Raw genomic sequence first — 16,890 nt, 5'->3', positions numbered from 1 at the left:
CTGCCCCCCGCCCATTGGCGGTACGGCCCCCTCGCCGGCAGCGCCCCCGCCCCGGCCCCCGGTGCGAGTCTGGCCGACGACTAAGCCCACCATCCGCTTGGCGGTACGGGCGGGCCGGGCGAGACTCCACGGCAATGACGCCCCAATCGCGCGCCGCGCTCCTCCTCGGCACCGCCCAGACGCTGGCCTGGGCCACCAGCTACTACCTGCCGGCCGTGGTGGCGCCGGCGGTGGTGCAGGACCTCCAAGCGGAGCCGGCGCTGGTCTATGGCGCCTTCTCCGCCGCGCTGCTGCTGGCGGGCCTCGCCGCGCCACGGGTGGGGCGGGCCATCGAGGGGCGGGGCGGCCGGCCGGTGCTGATGCTCTCCTCCCTGGTCATCGCCCTCGGCCTGGCCTTGCTCGGGCTGCTGCCGGGGCTCTGGGGCTGGGTGACCGGCTGGCTGGTGCTCGGCCTCGGCATGTCGGCGGGGCTGTACGAGGCGGCCTTCGCCACCCTCGGCGTGCTGTTCGGCCGGGGGGCGCGGCGGCCGATCACCGTCGTCACCCTCTTCGCCGGCTTCGCCAGCACCATCGGCTGGCCGCTCTCCACCGCCCTGCTGCCGCTGCTCGGCTGGCGCGGCACCTGCCTGGCCTATGCCGTGGCCAATCTGCTCATCGCCCTGCCGCTCTACGCCCTGCTGCCGCGCGCGGCGACGCCGGCGGAGGCGGCAGGCGGCCCGCAGGCGGCCGAGCCGCCACCCCCGCCCCTTGCCTGGGTGCGGCGCAGCGTCCTGCTGCTGGCGATGTTCTTCACCCTGCGCTCGGTGATCTCCGGCGCCCTCTCCGTCCATCTGCTGAGCCTGCTGGGCGGGCTGGGCCTCTCGCTCGGCGCGGCGGTGGCGGCGGCCGCCTTGCAGGGCCCCTCCCAGGTCGGCGGGCGGCTGCTGGAATTCACCGCCGGGCGCGGGGCGCATCCGCTGGTGGTGGCGCGGCTGGGCGGGGTGCTGCTGCCGCTGGGCGCGCTGCTGCTGGTGCTGGCCGGGCCGCTGATGGCCGTGCCCTTCGTCATGCTCTACGGCGCCAGCAACGGCATCCTCACCATCAGCCGCGGCGCGGTGCCCCTGGCCCTGTTCGGCCCGCGCGGCTACCCGGTGCTGATGGGAAAGCTCGCCCTGCCCATCCTGGTGAGCCAGGCCCTGGCTCCCACCCTGGCGGCGCCGGTGGTGGCGAATTGGCCGGCGGCGCATTTCCTCGGCGCGGCGGGGGTGCTGGCGCTGGTGGCGCTGGGCTGCCTGCTGGCGATCCGGCCGATACCCGCGCCCGAGGCCGTCCCGGCCCGGCGCTGAAACCGCCAGCCCCGACCATCCGCCGCCGGCGGCGCCAGCCGCCTCGCCGCCGCCAGATAGGCCCGAGGCTGCGCGTCATGCCAACGGACCGGTTCGCTGACCGGTCGAGCCCGCGCCGGGAGCGTCGCCGGTTCATGGCCGGGACCGCGCGGGCGCAACCGGGTTCGGCGAGGTCCGGCTCGTCGACGAACGCCTCGGCCACCCGTCCCGGTTTCTCCCCGGCCGGCGGCGTTCACGCGCCCGGGCAGCAGGACGCACCGGCGCCGATCCTGGCCCCGAAGGCCGGTCGGGCCGCCTCAGCCGGACTTCCGGCGCGCCTCAATTGGCGACCAGCCTGTGGCCTGCGACCGCTTCCTGCTGTGGCACGCTCCACAGCGGCATGGCGGCATCCCCGATCTGCATGACGATGTTCCGACGCGGGGAGGAGGAGGTGTTCATGCCGCCGCCATGCAGCACCTTCGGATGGATGAGCACCATGTCCCCGGGTTCGCAGCAGACCTTTACGGCAGCGCCTTCCGCCGGCTGCCAGCCCCTGGACGGGCGGTGGTCCGCCGCCGCGGCATCGTCCAGGCGATGGGAGCCGGGGATGATTGTCGTCGCACCTCCGGCCTCGGACATCCCGTCGAGGCAGAGCATGACGCGCACGAAGCACGGGCCGGCGGGCATGGCGTAGCCGTTCGGGTAGTCCCGGTGCCAGCCGATGCTGCGGCCGAAGTGGGGATGCTTGATGGTGACGTTCATGAAATGGGCCATCACCTCCGGCACGCCGATGGCCGCCTGCGCGGCCGAGATGAGCGCCGGCTGGCGCAGGACCTCCCAGAACACGGCGTCGAAGGCAACGGGGTCGCCGAGGATGAAGATCGCATCGCCCACCTCGGACGCCGCGATGCCGCCGCGCCGCCCGGCCGGGAGATCCCGCTCGAAGGTCAGGCGCTCCCGCAGATGGGATGGCAATGAGGGCACGGTGTCCTGCACCCGCTGCACGGCATTCCGCAACATGCCCAGGAGCGATCCGGGGACGGCCCCACGCACGATGCCGAAGCCATCGCGGGCAAAGGCGGCCCTGTCGAAGCTGCCATCCATGGGCAGGCTGGTAGCACCGCTCGGCTAGGGTTGCGAGCGATTCGCATCTGCTGGCGTGCCGGGGTTGACGAAGCCGCCACCCGGGGAGGATGCGCCGCGGCTCCGTTCACGCAGCCGCGACACAAACCGGCTAGAGCAGATCGCCGGAGGGCGGCATCGCCCGGAGGCGTGAAGCTGCTCTACAATCCATAAGCTAGAGCGGTTTCGCGCTGCACAGTCAGCGTGAAACCGCTCTAGAGCGTGATCGGTTGAGGTCGAATCGCCCGAAACCGTGAATCACGCGACCGAACAATGAGCTAGAGCGGGGCGGGTGAGCGCAGCTCAACCGATCCCGCTCTAGCGAGCGCTCCGGGCGGCGCTGCGACTCCGCGCTGTTCCTCCGCACGACCGGGGGAAGCGCCCTGCTTCCCCCTTCCGGACCCGTGGCAGGCCCGCCGGGCCGCCATGCCTGCAGGTGGCGTGGCCGCGCGGTCGCCCGTGCCGGCCCGATCGCCGCCTCGCCTGCGTCCTTCGCCACGCATCTCCCCCGATCGGGGGATGCGGCACGCGCTGCGACCTGCGTAACTCGGCCGACTGGCCAATGCCGCACGTGCTCAATGCCGCGCGCCGAGACGCGCCGCGACAGGAGTCAGCCATGCCGCGCGCTTCAACCCTCGCCCTGCTTGCCCTGCTTCTGGCCCCGTCGCCGGCCCGGTCCGAGCCTGCGGCCGAGCGCCCGGCAGAGGTGGTCCTTCTGCCGCCTCCTGCCGGCCTGGCCCGCCTGGTCCGGCCGGAGAGGCGTCTGGAAGCCTCGCTGGTGATCCTTCTGCCCGACGCCCTTGGCGAAGATGGCCGTGCCGACCCCTATGCGGACAGCCTGCTCGCCCGCGGCATTGCCACCCTGGTCCTCGGCGTCGGGGACGGCGAGGAGACCGCACCGCCATCGCCCGACCCCGCAGCGTCGGCCGAGGCCGCCGCCGCATCGCTGCGCTGGGCCCGGCAGTCCGGCTTCGCCGAGGCGCGCATCGGGCTCGCCGGCTTCGGCCTGGGCGGCCGCGCGGCGCTGCTCGCCACGGAGGGGCAGCCCGTTGCCGCGCTCTATCCGCGCTGCCTCTCCCTCGCCCCGCCCGGGCAGGGCGACGCGCTGCTGATCCAGGCCGCCGCAGAGGCCGAGGCCTGCGACGGGATCGCCGGCCAGCCCCGCGTCACGCTGCTTCTGCTGCCCGGCGCCGCCCATGGCTGGGATGCGCAGGGCGTGACCTGGCCCGGCGCCGGCCTGCTGCTGCCCGACCCCGCCGGCCCGGGACGCATTCCCGCGGCGGCCGATCCCGCCGCGACCTTGCGCGCCGCCGAGGCCCTCGCGGACTGGTTCGCGGCGCGGCTGATGCCGCCCCTCCCCCATGCCGCGAGATGACGCGCCGCCGCGCCCGCGAGGCCCTGCGCCGGGCCGCCGCGCGCGGCGGCCGGATGGCGGGCGGACGGGCCGGCCGGAATACGGTGCCGGACCGTCCCACCCGCACCATCCGGGCGGCGGCGCCAAGGGCGTGACGGCGGCGCCGGCCTCGCAGGCGCCGCGCCCCGTCCCTCGGCACCTTGCCGGCCCCGGCGCCGGCCGGCGCCTCCTCGGCTCCCTTGTTCCGGAGCCGGAGCATGGCGGCCCCGGCGTGGTGGCGGGGGCCTTTCTGGTGCTGATGGTGGGCTTCGGCGCCATCTATTCCTACGCCGCCTTCGCCGAGGAGATCCGGCACGCCTTCTCGGCCGACCCGGCCTCCGTGACGCTGATCTATGCGCTGAGCGGCGGGAGCTGCTTCCTCGTCAGCGCCGTGAGCGGCCCGCTCGCGGACCGGCTGGATACGCGCATGCTTGCCGGCCTCGGCATGATGCTGGTCGGCGCCGGGCTGGCCACGGCCGCGGCGGCAAGGGACCTCTCCGGCGTATATCTCGGATACGGGCTGCTGACCGGCATCGGCACCGGCTGCGCCTATGTGCCGGCCATGACGGCGGTGCAGCGGTGCTTCCTCCTGCATCGCGGGCTCGCCTCCGGCATCGCCGTCAGCGGCGTCGGGCTGGGTACGGCCCTCGTGCCGCCGATGGCGGCGCTCCTCGCCGATTGGGGCGATTGGCGTACGGCCTTCATGGTCTCCGGCGCCCTCGCCGCGGCGGTCGGCGTGGGCGGGGCGCTGCTGCTGACCTCGCCGCCCGTGCCGTCCGCCGCAGGGCGGCAACAGGCCTCGCCGCGCCCGCGCCTCCGGGATTTCGCCCTGGCCTATGTCGGCGTGCTGTTGCTCGGCGTGCCGGCCGTGCTGCCGCAGGCGAGCCTGGTCGGAACCGCGCAGGATCTCGGCCTCGGCCACCGTCAGGCGCTGATGCTGCTGGGGCTGATCGGCATCGGCACCGTGCTGGGGCGCTTCGTGCTGGCGGCGCTGGCTGACGCCCTGGGGCGGCGGGCCGTATTCCTTGCTTGCTGCGCCGGCATGTCAGCGAGCATGCTTCTCTGGGCGCTGGCCCGGGATGAGGCGGGGCTGCGCGTCTTCGCCCTCGGCTTCGGCGCGCTGCAAGGCGGGCTGGTGGCCTTGCTGCCGGCCTATGTCGCGGACAGCTTCGGCCTGGGCCGGCTCGGGGGCGTGATGGGGGCGCTCTACACCAGCCGGGGGGTGGCGCTGCTGGCCGCGCCGCCGGGGCTTGCCTTCGCCATGGCGGCGATGGCGGGGCATGCGGTGCCGCTCGCCGTGGTGGCCGTGCTCGGCCTCCTCGGAACGCTGGCCCTGGCCCGCATGCGCCGGGCGATGTGAAGGGCATGGAGAGTGGTCGCTAAGGCGCGGAGGGACAGAATTGCCCAACCTCCCACCACCGGATCTGGAGCTGCTGCACGCCGCGGCCCTTGACGCCGCGCTCTGGCCCGCCGCCCTGGCCAGGGTCGCCAGGCATATGGGCGCGAGCGGCATGCTGCTGCACCGCATGGCGCCGGTGCCGGAAGACAGCCTCATGCATGTCGCCGGGCTCGATCCCGGGCTCACGCGGCTTTACCTCGAGCGTTACCAGGTCAATCCGTTGTCGGCCCTGCTCGGGCACCGCCGCCCGGGCGAGATCATCCCTACGATGCGCGTCGTTGGCGAGAGGCTGCGCGGCACGGAATTCCACGCCGACATCTTGCTGCCGCAACGGATCGAGGAGCAGGTCGCCCTCGTCTACGGCGCCTGGACCGACGCCATCAGCGGAGGCTACGCCTTCTCCTTCGAGAAGCGCGGCGCGGAGGACGTCGACCGGCGGATCGCCGCCATCGCCGCGGCCACCGGGCCCCTCCTGCGTGCCCTCGACCTCGCCTGCCATTTCTCCCGCGCGGCGACGCAGAGCTGGACAGCGCTGCTCGGCACCGCCGAAGGGCCGACCATGCTGACCGATGCCGAGGGCCGGCTGCTGCTCGCCAATGCCGCGGCGGAGGCGATGCTCCGCCGGGGCGACCGCCTCACCCTGCGCGACCGCCGGCTGCTGGCGTGCCATCCGGCGGACCAGGCCAGGCTCCGCGAGGCCCTGCGGCTGGTCGCCGGCGCACCCTTGGGCGACGGCCCGCGCGGCCGCATCGCGCTGCGCTGCCCGGCGGGCGAGGGCCTGCCCTGCCTTGCGGTCCTCGCCCCCGCGCCGGCGCTGCCGGTGGACGAGATCGGCCTGCCCCGGCCGGCCGTTCTCCTTATGCTGACCGATCCCGAAACCGGGCCGGATCCCGCCGCGCTGCGCGAGGTGTTCGACCTGACGCCGGCCGAGGCCAGGATCGCCGCGGCCATTGCGCGCGGCCTCCCCCTCCGGGCCGCCGCCGGGGAGGCAGGCGTCGCCCATTCCACCGGCCGGTCGCATCTGCGCGCGGCATTCGACAAGATCGGGGTGCGGTCGCAATCGGCGCTTGCCGCCGTGCTGGCCCGGCTGCCGCGCGATCCGCGCCGGCAGCGATGAAGGGCACGCCGTATGCACCGGGCTCGTGACCGGGAGCGTTCGGAGATCGCCCGCGCGTAGAGGGCAAGGATGGCGGCGCCCATTCTCGTCGGCGTTCCGTCCGAGCCCCTATTTTCCTGAACCTCCCTCCTGCGCGTTCCGGGCCACATGCGCGGCACGCTCCAGGCCCGACCGCAGCCGGTGCGGCAGCACCGGCACCCGATCCGCCCGGAAGCCAGAGGCGTGGCGGATGGCGCCGAGGATGGCGGCGGCGGTCGGCACCAGGGCCGGCTCGCCCACCCCCTTGGCGCCGAAGGGGCCGAGCGGCTCCGGATCCTCGATCAGCAGGCACTCGATCTCCGGCACGTCCAGGGCGGTGGGCAGCAGGTAGTCGTGCAGATTGTCGGTCTCCCCCGGCCGGTACTCCTCCAGCAGGGCGAAGCCGAGGCCCTGGGCGATGCCGCCGCGGATCTGCCCCTCCACCATGGCGGGGTTGACGGCGCGGCCGACATCATGCGCGGCGGCCATCTTCAGCACCTGGACGCTGCCCAGCTCCCGGTCCACCTCCACCAGCGCCAATTGCGCGCCGAAGGCATAGGTGGCGTAGGGGCTGCCCTGGCCGCTCGCGTCCAGCATGCCGGCCGGCGGATCGAAATGTCCCTCGGCGACCAGCACCTCGCCGCCCGGCAGCGGCGGCAGGGCGGCGAGCTCCAGCACCTGCTCCCGCCCCGCCTCGCTCACCCGCACCCGGGCGCCGTCGAAGGCGATGGCCGCCTCCGGCCCCGCATTGGTCAGGCGGCAGAGCTGCCGCCGCAGCGCGGCGCAGGCCTCGGCCGTGGCGCGGCCGGAGATGAAGGTCTGGCGGGAGGCCGAAGTCTTGCCGGCATCCAGCGTGCGGTCGGTGTCGCCCATGACCAGGCGGATGGCCGCCATGGGCAGGCCGAGCGCCTCGGCGGCGATCTGCACCATCGCGGTGCTGCCGCCCTGGCCCAGCTCCACCACCCCGCTGTAGAGGGTGAGCGCGCCATCGGGGCCGAGGCCGAGGCGCATGGTGGAGGGGTTGGCCTGCGAGGTCGCGCCGATGCCATACCACATGCAGCCGATGCCCACGCCGCGCCGCCGCGGCCCCGGTTGCGCATTCCAGGCGGCGCATTCGGCCAGCCAGCCCTCCCAGCGCGGCTTCAGCGCATCCAGGCAGGCGCCGAGCCCGGCTGAATGCGTGAGGCGCTGGCCGGTGCAGGTGACATCGCCGACGGCCAGCGCGTTGCGCCGGCGGATCTCCCAGCGGTCCAGCCCGAGGCGGGCGGCGAGGTCATCCATCAGCGCCTCATGTGCGATCGCGACCTGGGGGATGCCGAAGCCGCGGAAGCCGCCGGCCGGCGTGACATTGGTGAACCAGGCCCGCGCCATGTTGCGCTGCTGCGGCACAAGGTAGGGGCCCGCGGCATGGATGGGCACCCGGATCGCCACGGTGGGGCCGGCGCTGGTATAGGCGCCGGTGTCGAGCTCCGTCGTGACCGCCGCGGCGACCAGCCGGCCCTCGGCATCCGCGCCCAGCCGGGCGGTGATGCTGGCCGGGTGCCGCTTGGTGGAGGCGGCCATGCTCTCCCGCCGTTCGAAGACGCAGGCGACCGGGCGGTTCAGCGTCCAGGCCGCCAGGGCGATGACCGGGTGCACCGACATGTCGAATTTGCCGCCGAAGCCGCCGCCTACCGCGGTGGGCAGCACGCGCACCCGCTCCGGCGGCAGGTCCAGGAGGTGCGAGACCAGCCGCTGCACATGGTAGGGGCCTTGGGTGGTGACATGGATCTCCAGCCGGTCGCCGACCCGCCGCGCCCAGCCGGCCTCGGGCTCCATATAGGCGTGCTCGACGAAGGGGGTCTCGAACTGGCCCTCGGCGATGGCGTGGCAGGTGGCGAAGGCGGCGTCGGGGTCGCCGCTCGTCACGCCGCTCTGGATCAGCAGATTGTCGGCGCGGTGCTGTTGTACGCGCGGCGCGCCAGGGGCCTGCGCCGCGGCGACGCCGAAGACCGGCGCTTCCGGGATGTAGCGGAGGGGCAGCGAGGCTTCGGGGACCGCGGCGATGACCTCGCGCGGGCCGACCAGCGCCAGCACCGGCTCGCCGAAATGGCGCACGCACGCCGTCGCCAGCGCCGGCTGGTCGTAGCTGCTGGGGGTGTAGCCATGCGCGTTGTTGGGGAAGTCGTGCCCGGTGAAGATACGCACCAGCCCCGGATGCGCCCGCAGGATTGGCGCGAGGTCGCCGAGCTCCAGCCGAGCGCGGTGATGCGGGGAGCGGATCAGGCGGACCCAGAGGGCGTCGGCGGGGATGCCATCGGCGCCGTAGCCTTCGCCGCCGCTGACCTTGCGTTCGCTGTCCACCCGCGGCGCCCGGCTGCCGAAGACCGGCCCGGCCGGGCCGGCGGAAGGCGGGGCATGGGCGTTGACGACCGCCTCGATGATGGCCTGGTAGCCGGTGCAGCGGCAGAGCACGCCGGACAGCGCGGCGCGGGCGTCCTCGGCGGTGGGTTGCGGCGTGGACTCCAGCAGCGCGCTGGCGGCCATGAGCATGCCGGCGGTGCAGAAGCCGCATTGCGCGGCGTCGTGCCGGCGGAAGGAGTCCTGCAGCGGCGATGCGACGCCTGCCGGCGCCAGCCCTTCCACCGTGCGTATCGTGGTCCCCGCCACCCGACCCAGCGGCACCAGGCAGGCGCAGAGCGGCGCGCCATCCACCAGCACGGTGCAGATGCCGCAATCGCCCTCGGCGCAGCCCTGCTTCGTGCCCTTGAGGCCGAATTCATCGCGCAGCACGGTGACGAGGCGGGTCGCCGGCGCGGCGCCCGACTGCACGGGCTGGCCGTTCAGGATGAATTGCGTCGGGGTCATGCCGCCTGCTCCGCCTGCGCCAGGAGGCGGCGCAGCAGCACCAGCGCCGCCGATTGCCGATAGGCGGCGGGCGCCAGGCCGTCCTCGAGGAAGGGCAGGCCGGTCAGCGCCTCTGGCCCGATCGAGGCGGCCAGGGCTTGTACCGGCTGGCCGAACAACGCGGCCTCCAGCCCCGGCAGTCGCTGCGGCAGCGACAGGCAGCCGCCCAGGGCGATGCGGGCGCCGCGGACCGTGCCGCCGGCGATATCCAGCCGGATGGCGGCGGAGGCCACCGCGACGGCCATGGCGCGGCGATAGCCGTGCTTCAGGAAGTCGCTGCGCTGGCCGCCCGCCGGTGCGGGCAGCAGGATGGCGGTGAGCAGCTCATCCTGCCGCGGCATCGCGCCGGCCAGCATGGCCTGGAGCGGTACGCGCCGTGCGCCCGCGACGCTGGCGAATTCCAGCGAGGCGTCGAGGCACAGCAGCGCCGGAACGCCATCGGCGGCGGGAAAGCGGGCGAGGAGATTGCCGCCGATGGTGCCCTGCCGGCGGATCTGCGGGCTGCCCAGCATCGCGCCCGCCTGCCGCAGCCCGGCGAGAAAGGGCGGCACCTTCGCCTGCAGCAGCGTTGACCAGGTGGTGGCAGCGCCGATCCGCCATCTGCCATCCTGCTGCGCGATGCCCTGCAACTCGGCGACAGCGGAAATGTCCAGCAACGCCGCGTCGGGGCCCGGCAGGCCGCCATCCCGCGCCAGCCAGGTGCCGCCGGCCAGCACCACCGGCGCGGCCTCGCCCAGTATGTTCAGCGCCTCGGCCAGATGTTGCGGCCGCCAGTAGCGCCCCATGCCCCTAGAGGCCCGGGCCGGGCATGGTGCCGCGCGATGCGCGTGGATGTCCGGGATGCACGCCCAGGCTCCTCCGGATAAGGTGCCGCCTTGTCACGGCACCGAAGAAAGAGTGTGATCACAGTGAGAGCCTGTCAACACGGAATCCTGCCTGCAATGCCCGGCTGCGATGGAGAGACCGCGTGACCCGATCCGCGACCGCGCCGGTCGCGCGGAAGGAAGCCCCCGCCGGCCCGCCAACGCCGGTGGGCAGCGTGGAGGAACAGGTCTATCGGGAGCTGCGCGACCGCTTCATGAGCGGCGTCTTCCTGCCGGGCCAGGTGCTGACGCTGCGCAACCTCGCCGCCGATCTCGGCGTCAGCCCCATGCCGGTGCGCCAGGCGGTGCGCTGTCTCATCGTGGAGGGCGCGCTGGAAATCCTGCCCAACCGCATCATGCAGGTGCCGCGCATGACGCGCGACCGGCTGGTGGAGCTGCTCGGGGTGCGGCGCGCGCTGGAGGGGATGGCCACCGAGGCGGCGTGCCGCGCCATCACCCTCAAGCAGATCAGCGCCATCGAGAAGATCCACCATTCCTCGCGCCGCGCCTTCGAAAGCGGCGACATGCGGCGCAGCCTGGCGATGAACCAGCGCTTCCACTTCACCCTCTACGAGGCGGCGCATTCGACCGTGCTCATGCCGATCATCCAGGGGCTGTGGCTGCAGGCGGGGCCCTTCATGCATCTCGCCTTCAGCTCCACCGCCGGGGCGCATTGGGACGGCGTCCACCATGTTGAGCTGCTGCAGGCGCTGCGCGATGGCGACCCGGCGGCGGCGCGGCAGGCCATCGAGCGGGACATCAACAAGACCGCCGAGGCGCTGCTGGTGACGCCGCATTTCGCCGCGGCCCGGGCGGAGGCGCACGACCGCCGGCTGCCAAAGGCTTGACAGTCCCTTTGCTGTGATCACACCATGGCGCCGCCAGCGGTGCGGAGGCATGGTGGACTGGAACGCATTGACCGTCGCCATCGTCGCTGGCGACCGGCGGGAACAGGAAATCGCCCGCTGCGCCGCGGCAACGGGCGCCACGGTGCGGGGTTTCGGCTTCCCCTGGCCGGAAGCCGGCATCCCCGGCGTGCAACGCTGCGACAGCGCGGCGGCGGCGCTGGCGGGGGCGGATCTGGCGCTCTTCCCCATCCCCGGCATCGCGCCGGATGGCGCGCTCTTCGCCCCGCAATGCGCGGAGCGGATCATTCCCTCCCGCGCCATGCTCGAAGGCATGCGCCGCCCGGGGCACATCATCCTCGGCTGGGCGGATGCCGGGCTGAAGGCGCATGCGGCGGCGCTCGGCCTCGCCCTGCACGAATATGAGTGGGACAAGGACCTGATGCTGCTGCGCGGCCCCGCCATCGTGGAGGGAATGCTGCGCGTCATCATCGAGAACACCGATATCACCATCCACCGCGCCCGCATCGCCATGCTGGGGCATGGCACCATCGGCGGGCTGGCCTGCCGGACGCTGGTCGCGCTCGGCGCGCGGGTGCAGGTGGTGGCGCGCAACCCGGTGCAGCGCGCCGAAGCCTATGCGGCCGGCGCCGAGCCGCAGGAATTCGCGGCGCTGCCCGAGATCCTGCCGGGGACCGACATCGTCATCTCCTCCATTCCCTCGCGCGTGCTCGGCGCGGCGGAGCTGGCCCTGCTGCCGCAGCAGGCGCTGCTGGTGGATCTGGCCGCGCCGCCCGGCGGCATCGACCGGGAGGCGGCGGCAGCGCGCGGCCTGCGGGCCGTCTGGGCGCGCGGGCTTGGCAGCCGGGCGCCGGTGACCGTCGGCCGCAGCCAGTGGAGCGGCATTCGCCGCCGGATCGAGGCGCTTTACGGGGGAAGGGCTTGAGCCATGCCGTTCGTGATCGTGGAGATGTGGGAAGGCCGCACGGTGGAGCAGAAGCGCAAGCTGGTGCGCGCCATCACCGACGCCATGGTGGAGTACGCCGCCTGCAAGCCGGACCACCTGCATGTGGTGATCCACGACACGCCGAAGGACAGTTGGGGCCGCGCCGGCGTGCTCGGCATCGACCAGAAGGAAGGCTGAGATGGACGCGGCGCCCGGGGTGGTCGGCTTCGGCCATCTGCTGCTGATGGTCAGCGACATGGCGCGCTCCACGGCCTTCTACGTGGACCGCCTGGGCTTCGTCATCCGCCCGGCCAAGCCGTTGCAGGATGGCCGGCCCTTCACCGCCTTCCGCCAGGGCATTGCCCTGATCGCGGGGCGCGAGGCAGGGCATCGCCAGCTCGACCACATCGCCTTCGAGGTGGCGGATGTCCGTCGGCTGCGCGATGCGCTGCGCGCGGCGGGCGTGCCGTTCTTCCAGGACCTGCATGACGGCCCCTATGGGCTGACGATCTATGTCGAGGATCCGGACGGCACGAAGGTCGAGCTGTATCAGCCGGGCCTGGCCGCCTAGCCCAATCCAGTCTCAGCCACGGGGAAGTTGCGCGTGCCTGTCATCACCACCATCGAGACGATCCTCATCCAGCTCCCGACGCGGCGCGAGCATAAATGGACCGGGCTGACCGAGCCGATCGGCCGCTACGTGCTGGTGAAGATGACCGACGATGCCGGCCGGGTGGGCTGGGGCGAGGCGCCGGCGCTGAAGGATTGGGGCGGCGAATTCGGCCGCTATTTCGGCGAATCTCCGCTGATCACCCGCACGGTCATCGAGCGCTATCTGGCGCCCGCCGTGCTGGGGGTGGAGCTGGGCGACGCGGCGACGCTGCATGCGCGGATGGATGCGGTCATCAAGGGCTATCCCTACGCTAAGGGCGCTGTGGATTTCGCCTTCTACGACCTCACCGGCCGCTGGCTGGGCGTGCCGGTGCACCTGCTGCTCGGCGGGCGGAGCCGCACCCGCATCCCGGTGACCCATTCCATCGGCCTGATCCCGATTCCGCAAGCGGTCGAGGAAGTGGCGCAGGTCGCGGCCGAGGGCATCCGCACCATCAAGATCAAGGTCGGCGTGGACCCCAAGCGCGATGTCGAGATGGTGCGGCAGATCCGCGCCGCGGTCGGGCCGGAGGTGGATCTCTGCGTCGATGCCAATGAAGGCTACCGCACGCCGGGCGAGGCGATCCGCACCATCCGCCAGATGGAGGAGCAGCGCCTGATCTATGCCGAGCAGCCGGTCATGGGCATCGAGCGCCTGGCCGAGGTGGCGCGCGCCATCGACACGCCGGTGATGGCGGATGAATCCGCCTGGAACGCGCATGACGTGGTGCAGATCATCGAGCACCGGGCGGCGCAGATCGTCTCCATCTACACGACCAAGCCGGGCGGGCTGCTGCGCGCCATGGAAGTGGCCGCGGTCTGCCGCGCCGCGGGCATCATCTGCAACGTCAATGGCTCGGTCGAGACGGGCATCGGCAATCTGGCGAATATCCAGCTCGCTGCGGCCGCGCCGGCGGTGACCCTGTCCTGCGTGGTGCCGGTCTCCACGCCGGCGGCGCAGCAGCGCGGGCAGGTCGGGGGCATCTATTACCGCGACGACCTGATCGCCGCGCCGATGACGCTGGAGGATGGCGCGATCTTGGTGCCGACGGGGCCGGGCATGGGCATCGAGGCGGATCTCAAGAAGATCGAGACCTATCGCGTCAGCGAGTGACCGCCGCCGGAGCGTGTCCTGCCTTCCGGTCCCGCTCTGGCCTTCTTGCTTGTTCACGCCGCCGGTGAACCCACCTGCGGCGATCGCACTCCGAGGGAGACAGCATGCGGGACGATATCGTGCAGCGTCAGGCCACAGCCATGGCCGCGTCCGGGCTGGATGCCATGATCTCCTGCTCACCCGAGAATTTCGCCTATGTCACCGGCTTCGTGGTGCCCTCGCAGCCGCTGATCCGGCATCGTCACGCCATGGCGATCGTCAGCGCGTCCGGCAGCGTGGCGCTGTTCGGCGTGGATATGGAGGCCAGCACCATCGCCCGCCAGGCGCCCAATGTGCCGGCGCGGATCTGGGCCGAATTCTCCGACGACCCGATGCAGGTGCTGGCGGCGCAGCTCCGCGAATTGGGCCTTGCGGCCAGCCGGATCGGCATCGAGTTGGACTACCTGCCGGCCGGCGATTTCCTGCGGCTGCAGGCGGCGCTGCCGCAGGCACGTTTCAGCGCCTGCGAGGGCATCCTCGCTAGGCTGCGGCAGCGTAAGACGCCGGAGGAGCAGGCGCTGCTGCGCCGGCTGTCGCGCATCGCCGACCAGGCCATCACCGACGCGCTTGCCGCCGTCCAGGTCGGCGATACCGAGATGGACATCGCCGCGCATCTGACGCGCAAGGTCTATGAGCTGGGCGCCGAGCATTTCAAGCTGATGATCGTGGCCACCGGCGAGCGCAGCCAATTGCCGAATGTCGGGCCGACCGAGCGGCAATTGCAGCGGGGGGATGTCTGCCGGGTTGAGATCTTCTCCGTGATCGGCGGCTACCAGGCGGGCGTCTGCCGCACGGCGGTGGTGCAGGAAGCGCCGCCCATGGCGGAGCGCATCTGGCAGCATCTGGTCGAATGCAAATACGGCATCCTCGACATGGTGAAGCCGGGCGCGAGCTGCCGGGCGATCTACGACGCCTTCATCGCCAAACTGGCCGAGATGAACCTGCCGCCGATCTCCTTCGTCGGCCACGGCATCGGGCTGCACCTGCATGAGGACCCCTATCTCGGCGTCACGCCCATCCTCGGCCGGCCGGGCGAGGATGCGCGGCTGGAAGCCGGGATGGTGCTGGGCTTCGAGCCGCTTTGCTATCGCACCGGTTATGGCTATGGCATGCAGAACAAGGACATGCTGCTGGTGACCGAGACCGGCGCCGTGCTGCTCTCCGACTACGCCGATACGGACAAGCTGCTGGTCATCCGCTGACGGCGGCGGGGCGCCTCGGACGCTCCCCCCGCGCTACTCCCGGAACGCCTCCTGCCGCCCCCGGCGGATGCTCGGCAGCAGCACCGCCGCCAATAGCGCGGCCGCGGCGAGCAGGAAGCCGAGGCTGATCGGGCGGGTGACGAAGATCGTGACATCGCCATCCGCGAGCACCATGGCGCGGCGGAAATTCTCTTCCAACAGCGGCCCCAGCACCAGCCCCAGCATCAGCGGCGCCGGCTCGCAATCCAGCTTGCGGAAGACGTAGCCCAGCACGCCGAAGACGGCCATCAGCACCACGTCGCCCGTGCTGTTGTCCACGGTGTAGGTGCCGACGGCGCAGAAGACGATGATGGCGGGGAACAGATAGGCATAGGGCACCTGCAGCAGCCGTACCCAGATCCCGATCAGCGGCAGGTTCAGGATCACCAGGATGATGTTGCCGACCGCCATGCTGGCGATCATGCCCCAGAACAGCTCCGGCTGCTTGGTGATGATGCTGGGGCCGGGCTGGATGCCATGCACCATCATCGCGCCGACCATCAGCGCCATCAGCGCATTCGGCGGGATGCCGAGGCAGAGCATGGGGATGAAGCAGGATTGCGTCGCAGCGTTGTTGGCGGCCTCCGGCGCGGCCACGCCTTCCACCGCGCCATGGCCGAAGCGGGCCGGCTGCGCCGCCATCTTCTTCTCCAGGCTGTAGGCGGAGAAGGAGGCGATGGTCGGCCCGCCACCGGGCATGATGCCGAAACCCGCGCCGATGGCGGTGCCGCGCAGCATGGCAGGCAATGCCTGCCGCAGCACGGCGAGCGGCGGCCAGAGGCTGCCCACCGCCTTCGCGATCACCCCGCGGCCGCCGCGATTCTCCAAATTGATCATGATCTCGGCCAGGCCGAACAAGCCCATCGAGATCGGCACGAAGCCGATGCCGTCCGCCAGCATGTCGAGGCCGAGGGTGAAGCGGTACTCGCCCGTCGCCACATCGGTGCCGACCGAGCCCAGCAGCAGGCCGAGCAGGATCATCAGCAGCGCCTTCAGCACCGAGCCATGCGCCATCACCACGGCGGAGATCAGGCCGAGCACCATGACGGAGACATAATCCGCCGAGTGGAAGAGCAGGGCGATATCCGCCAGCGGCGGCCCGGCGGCGGCGATCAGCAGCGTCGTCACCATGCCGGCGAGCAGCGAACCGATGGCGGCCAGCGCCAGCGCCGTGCCGGCCTGGCCCTTCAGGGCCATGGCATAGCCATCCAGGCAGGTGACGACCGAGGAGGTCTCGCCCGGCAGCCGCGCCAGGATCGCGGTGGTCGAGCCGCCATATTGCGCGCCATAGAAGACGCCGGCCAGCATGATGAGCGCGCCGGTCGGGTCCAGGCTGAAAGTGAAGGGCAGCAGCAGCGCCACCGTCGGCAGCGGACCGATGCCGGGCAGCACGCCGATGGCGGTGCCGAGCGCGCAGCCGATGAAGCAGAGGCCGATATTCTGCAGGCTGAGCGCCACGCCGAAGCCCATCGCCAGATTGCCGAGAAGGTCCTGCATGGCTCAGATCCGCGGCCAGAGTCGAAGTGGGAGGCCCAGCACGAAGACGAAGAGGCCGATATTCATGGCCACCAGCACGACGGCCAGCACCAGCATGCGCCAGGGGTTGAGCATGCGCCCGGCGAGGCTCGCCAGCAGCGCGACGGCGGCCAGCGTCAATGCAAAGCCGGCGCTGTCGAACAGCAGGGCGAAGGCAAGGGGCGCCACCGCCACCATGAGCAGCGGCCACCAATGCCAGCGCTCCGGCAGCTCGCCCTGCCGCAGCAGGCCGAGCAGCGCCACGAGCGAGCCGAGCGCGACCATCAGCAGGCAGACCAGGCGGGGATAGTAGCCCGCCTGCATTTCGCCGACCGTGCCCGCCTCCAGTGAGGCGCCGAGCCAGAGGCCGAGGCCACCGATCGCGATGAAGAGTAGCCCGGTCAGCAGATCCCGGTTGAGCTGGGGCACGGCGACGG

The 16,890-nt window shown here is 72.2% G+C and carries 15 protein-coding genes; 10 read left to right on the top strand and 5 right to left on the bottom strand.

Annotation, left to right across the window (positions count from 1 at the left end):
* The first annotated feature begins 134 nt into the window (after positions 1 to 134).
* Entirely contained in the window at positions 135 to 1,325 is a 1,191-nt protein-coding gene (locus E5N76_RS08225) for an MFS transporter (protein WP_149536790.1), read from the top strand.
* Positions 1,326 to 1,643: 318 nt separating this feature from the next.
* On the opposite strand, the gene E5N76_RS08220 is transcribed toward E5N76_RS08225, so the two are convergent.
* Positions 1,644 to 2,408 (bottom strand): phytanoyl-CoA dioxygenase family protein, encoded by a 765-nt coding sequence (locus E5N76_RS08220; protein ID WP_149536789.1) that lies wholly within the window; start codon positions 2,406 to 2,408, stop codon positions 1,644 to 1,646.
* 634 nt (positions 2,409 to 3,042) lie between these two features.
* On the opposite strand from E5N76_RS08220, the gene E5N76_RS08215 reads away from it, so the two are divergent.
* The 3 genes from E5N76_RS08215 to E5N76_RS08205 are packed head-to-tail and all read left to right on the top strand — an operon-like array spanning position 3,043 to position 6,335.
* Entirely contained in the window at positions 3,043 to 3,801 is a 759-nt protein-coding gene (locus tag E5N76_RS08215; protein ID WP_207791908.1) for a dienelactone hydrolase family protein, read from the top strand.
* Positions 3,788 to 5,179 carry an MFS transporter gene (locus E5N76_RS08210; RefSeq protein WP_149536787.1) on the top strand — a complete coding sequence of 464 codons (1,392 nt, stop codon included), beginning with the start codon at positions 3,788 to 3,790 and terminating at the stop codon, positions 5,177 to 5,179. The genes E5N76_RS08215 and E5N76_RS08210 overlap by 14 nt, the downstream gene beginning before the upstream one ends.
* Before the next feature lie 40 nt (positions 5,180 to 5,219).
* Complete coding sequence (locus tag E5N76_RS08205; RefSeq protein WP_149536786.1) at positions 5,220 to 6,335, top strand: helix-turn-helix transcriptional regulator; 1,116 nt, start codon at positions 5,220 to 5,222, stop codon at positions 6,333 to 6,335.
* A 108-nt stretch (positions 6,336 to 6,443) separates the two neighbouring features.
* On the opposite strand, the gene E5N76_RS08200 is transcribed toward E5N76_RS08205, so the two are convergent.
* Both E5N76_RS08200 and E5N76_RS08195 read right to left on the bottom strand, forming a co-directional pair.
* Positions 6,444 to 9,200: a molybdopterin-dependent oxidoreductase gene (locus E5N76_RS08200; protein ID WP_149536785.1), complete on the bottom strand. Its 2,757-nt coding sequence runs from the start codon at positions 9,198 to 9,200 to the stop codon at positions 6,444 to 6,446.
* Positions 9,197 to 10,024: an FAD binding domain-containing protein gene (locus E5N76_RS08195; protein WP_149536784.1), complete on the bottom strand. Its 828-nt coding sequence runs from the start codon at positions 10,022 to 10,024 to the stop codon at positions 9,197 to 9,199. The genes E5N76_RS08200 and E5N76_RS08195 overlap by 4 nt, the downstream gene beginning before the upstream one ends.
* 182 nt (positions 10,025 to 10,206) lie before the next feature.
* On the opposite strand from E5N76_RS08195, the gene E5N76_RS08190 reads away from it, so the two are divergent.
* The 6 genes from E5N76_RS08190 to E5N76_RS08165 all read left to right on the top strand — a co-directional run bounded on the left by E5N76_RS08190 (position 10,207) and on the right by E5N76_RS08165 (position 14,899).
* Positions 10,207 to 10,950: a GntR family transcriptional regulator gene (locus E5N76_RS08190; RefSeq protein WP_187830055.1), complete on the top strand. Its 744-nt coding sequence runs from the start codon at positions 10,207 to 10,209 to the stop codon at positions 10,948 to 10,950.
* A 49-nt stretch (positions 10,951 to 10,999) separates the two neighbouring features.
* Positions 11,000 to 11,893 (top strand): dipicolinate synthase subunit DpsA, encoded by an 894-nt coding sequence (locus E5N76_RS08185; protein ID WP_207791907.1) that lies wholly within the window; start codon positions 11,000 to 11,002, stop codon positions 11,891 to 11,893.
* Positions 11,894 to 11,896: 3 nt separating this feature from the next.
* Positions 11,897 to 12,091 carry a tautomerase family protein gene (locus E5N76_RS08180; protein WP_149536782.1) on the top strand — a complete coding sequence of 65 codons (195 nt, stop codon included), beginning with the start codon at positions 11,897 to 11,899 and terminating at the stop codon, positions 12,089 to 12,091.
* Between the two features lies 1 nt (position 12,092).
* Positions 12,093 to 12,464 carry a VOC family protein gene (locus E5N76_RS08175; protein ID WP_149536781.1) on the top strand — a complete coding sequence of 124 codons (372 nt, stop codon included), beginning with the start codon at positions 12,093 to 12,095 and terminating at the stop codon, positions 12,462 to 12,464.
* 33 nt (positions 12,465 to 12,497) lie between these two features.
* Complete coding sequence (locus E5N76_RS08170; RefSeq protein WP_149536780.1) at positions 12,498 to 13,658, top strand: mandelate racemase/muconate lactonizing enzyme family protein; 1,161 nt, start codon at positions 12,498 to 12,500, stop codon at positions 13,656 to 13,658.
* 104 nt (positions 13,659 to 13,762) lie between these two features.
* Positions 13,763 to 14,899, top strand: coding sequence for a M24 family metallopeptidase (locus E5N76_RS08165; protein WP_149536779.1), 1,137 nt, complete (start codon positions 13,763 to 13,765; stop codon positions 14,897 to 14,899).
* A gap of 33 nt (positions 14,900 to 14,932) precedes the next feature.
* On the opposite strand, the gene E5N76_RS08160 is transcribed toward E5N76_RS08165, so the two are convergent.
* Positions 14,933 to 16,435, bottom strand: coding sequence for a tripartite tricarboxylate transporter permease (locus E5N76_RS08160; protein ID WP_149536778.1), 1,503 nt, complete (start codon positions 16,433 to 16,435; stop codon positions 14,933 to 14,935).
* 3 nt (positions 16,436 to 16,438) lie between these two features.
* On the bottom strand, positions 16,439 to 16,882 hold the full coding sequence (locus E5N76_RS08155; protein ID WP_187830054.1) for a tripartite tricarboxylate transporter TctB family protein: 444 nt from the start codon (positions 16,880 to 16,882) through the stop codon (positions 16,439 to 16,441).
* Positions 16,883 to 16,890: the final 8 nt, after the last annotated feature.

It is taken from the genome of Siccirubricoccus phaeus (assembly GCF_008360935.1).
Taxonomy (GTDB): Bacteria; Pseudomonadota; Alphaproteobacteria; order Acetobacterales; family Acetobacteraceae; genus Siccirubricoccus; species Siccirubricoccus phaeus.
This window is presented reverse-complemented; position numbering and strand designations above follow the sequence as displayed.

Coding starts and splice junctions, on each gene's coding strand:
- E5N76_RS08225 (WP_149536790.1), top strand. CDS start 135: ATGACGCCCCAATCGCGCGCCGCGCTCCTCCTCGGCACCGCCCAGACG.
- E5N76_RS08220 (WP_149536789.1), bottom strand. CDS start 2,408: ATGGATGGCAGCTTCGACAGGGCCGCCTTTGCCCGCGATGGCTTCGGC.
- E5N76_RS08215 (WP_207791908.1), top strand. CDS start 3,043: ATGCCGCGCGCTTCAACCCTCGCCCTGCTTGCCCTGCTTCTGGCCCCG.
- E5N76_RS08210 (WP_149536787.1), top strand. CDS start 3,788: ATGCCGCGAGATGACGCGCCGCCGCGCCCGCGAGGCCCTGCGCCGGGC.
- E5N76_RS08200 (WP_149536785.1), bottom strand. CDS start 9,200: ATGACCCCGACGCAATTCATCCTGAACGGCCAGCCCGTGCAGTCGGGC.
- E5N76_RS08195 (WP_149536784.1), bottom strand. CDS start 10,024: ATGGGGCGCTACTGGCGGCCGCAACATCTGGCCGAGGCGCTGAACATA.
- E5N76_RS08185 (WP_207791907.1), top strand. CDS start 11,000: ATGGTGGACTGGAACGCATTGACCGTCGCCATCGTCGCTGGCGACCGG.
- E5N76_RS08180 (WP_149536782.1), top strand. CDS start 11,897: ATGCCGTTCGTGATCGTGGAGATGTGGGAAGGCCGCACGGTGGAGCAG.
- E5N76_RS08175 (WP_149536781.1), top strand. CDS start 12,093: ATGGACGCGGCGCCCGGGGTGGTCGGCTTCGGCCATCTGCTGCTGATG.
- E5N76_RS08165 (WP_149536779.1), top strand. CDS start 13,763: ATGCGGGACGATATCGTGCAGCGTCAGGCCACAGCCATGGCCGCGTCC.
- E5N76_RS08160 (WP_149536778.1), bottom strand. CDS start 16,435: ATGCAGGACCTTCTCGGCAATCTGGCGATGGGCTTCGGCGTGGCGCTC.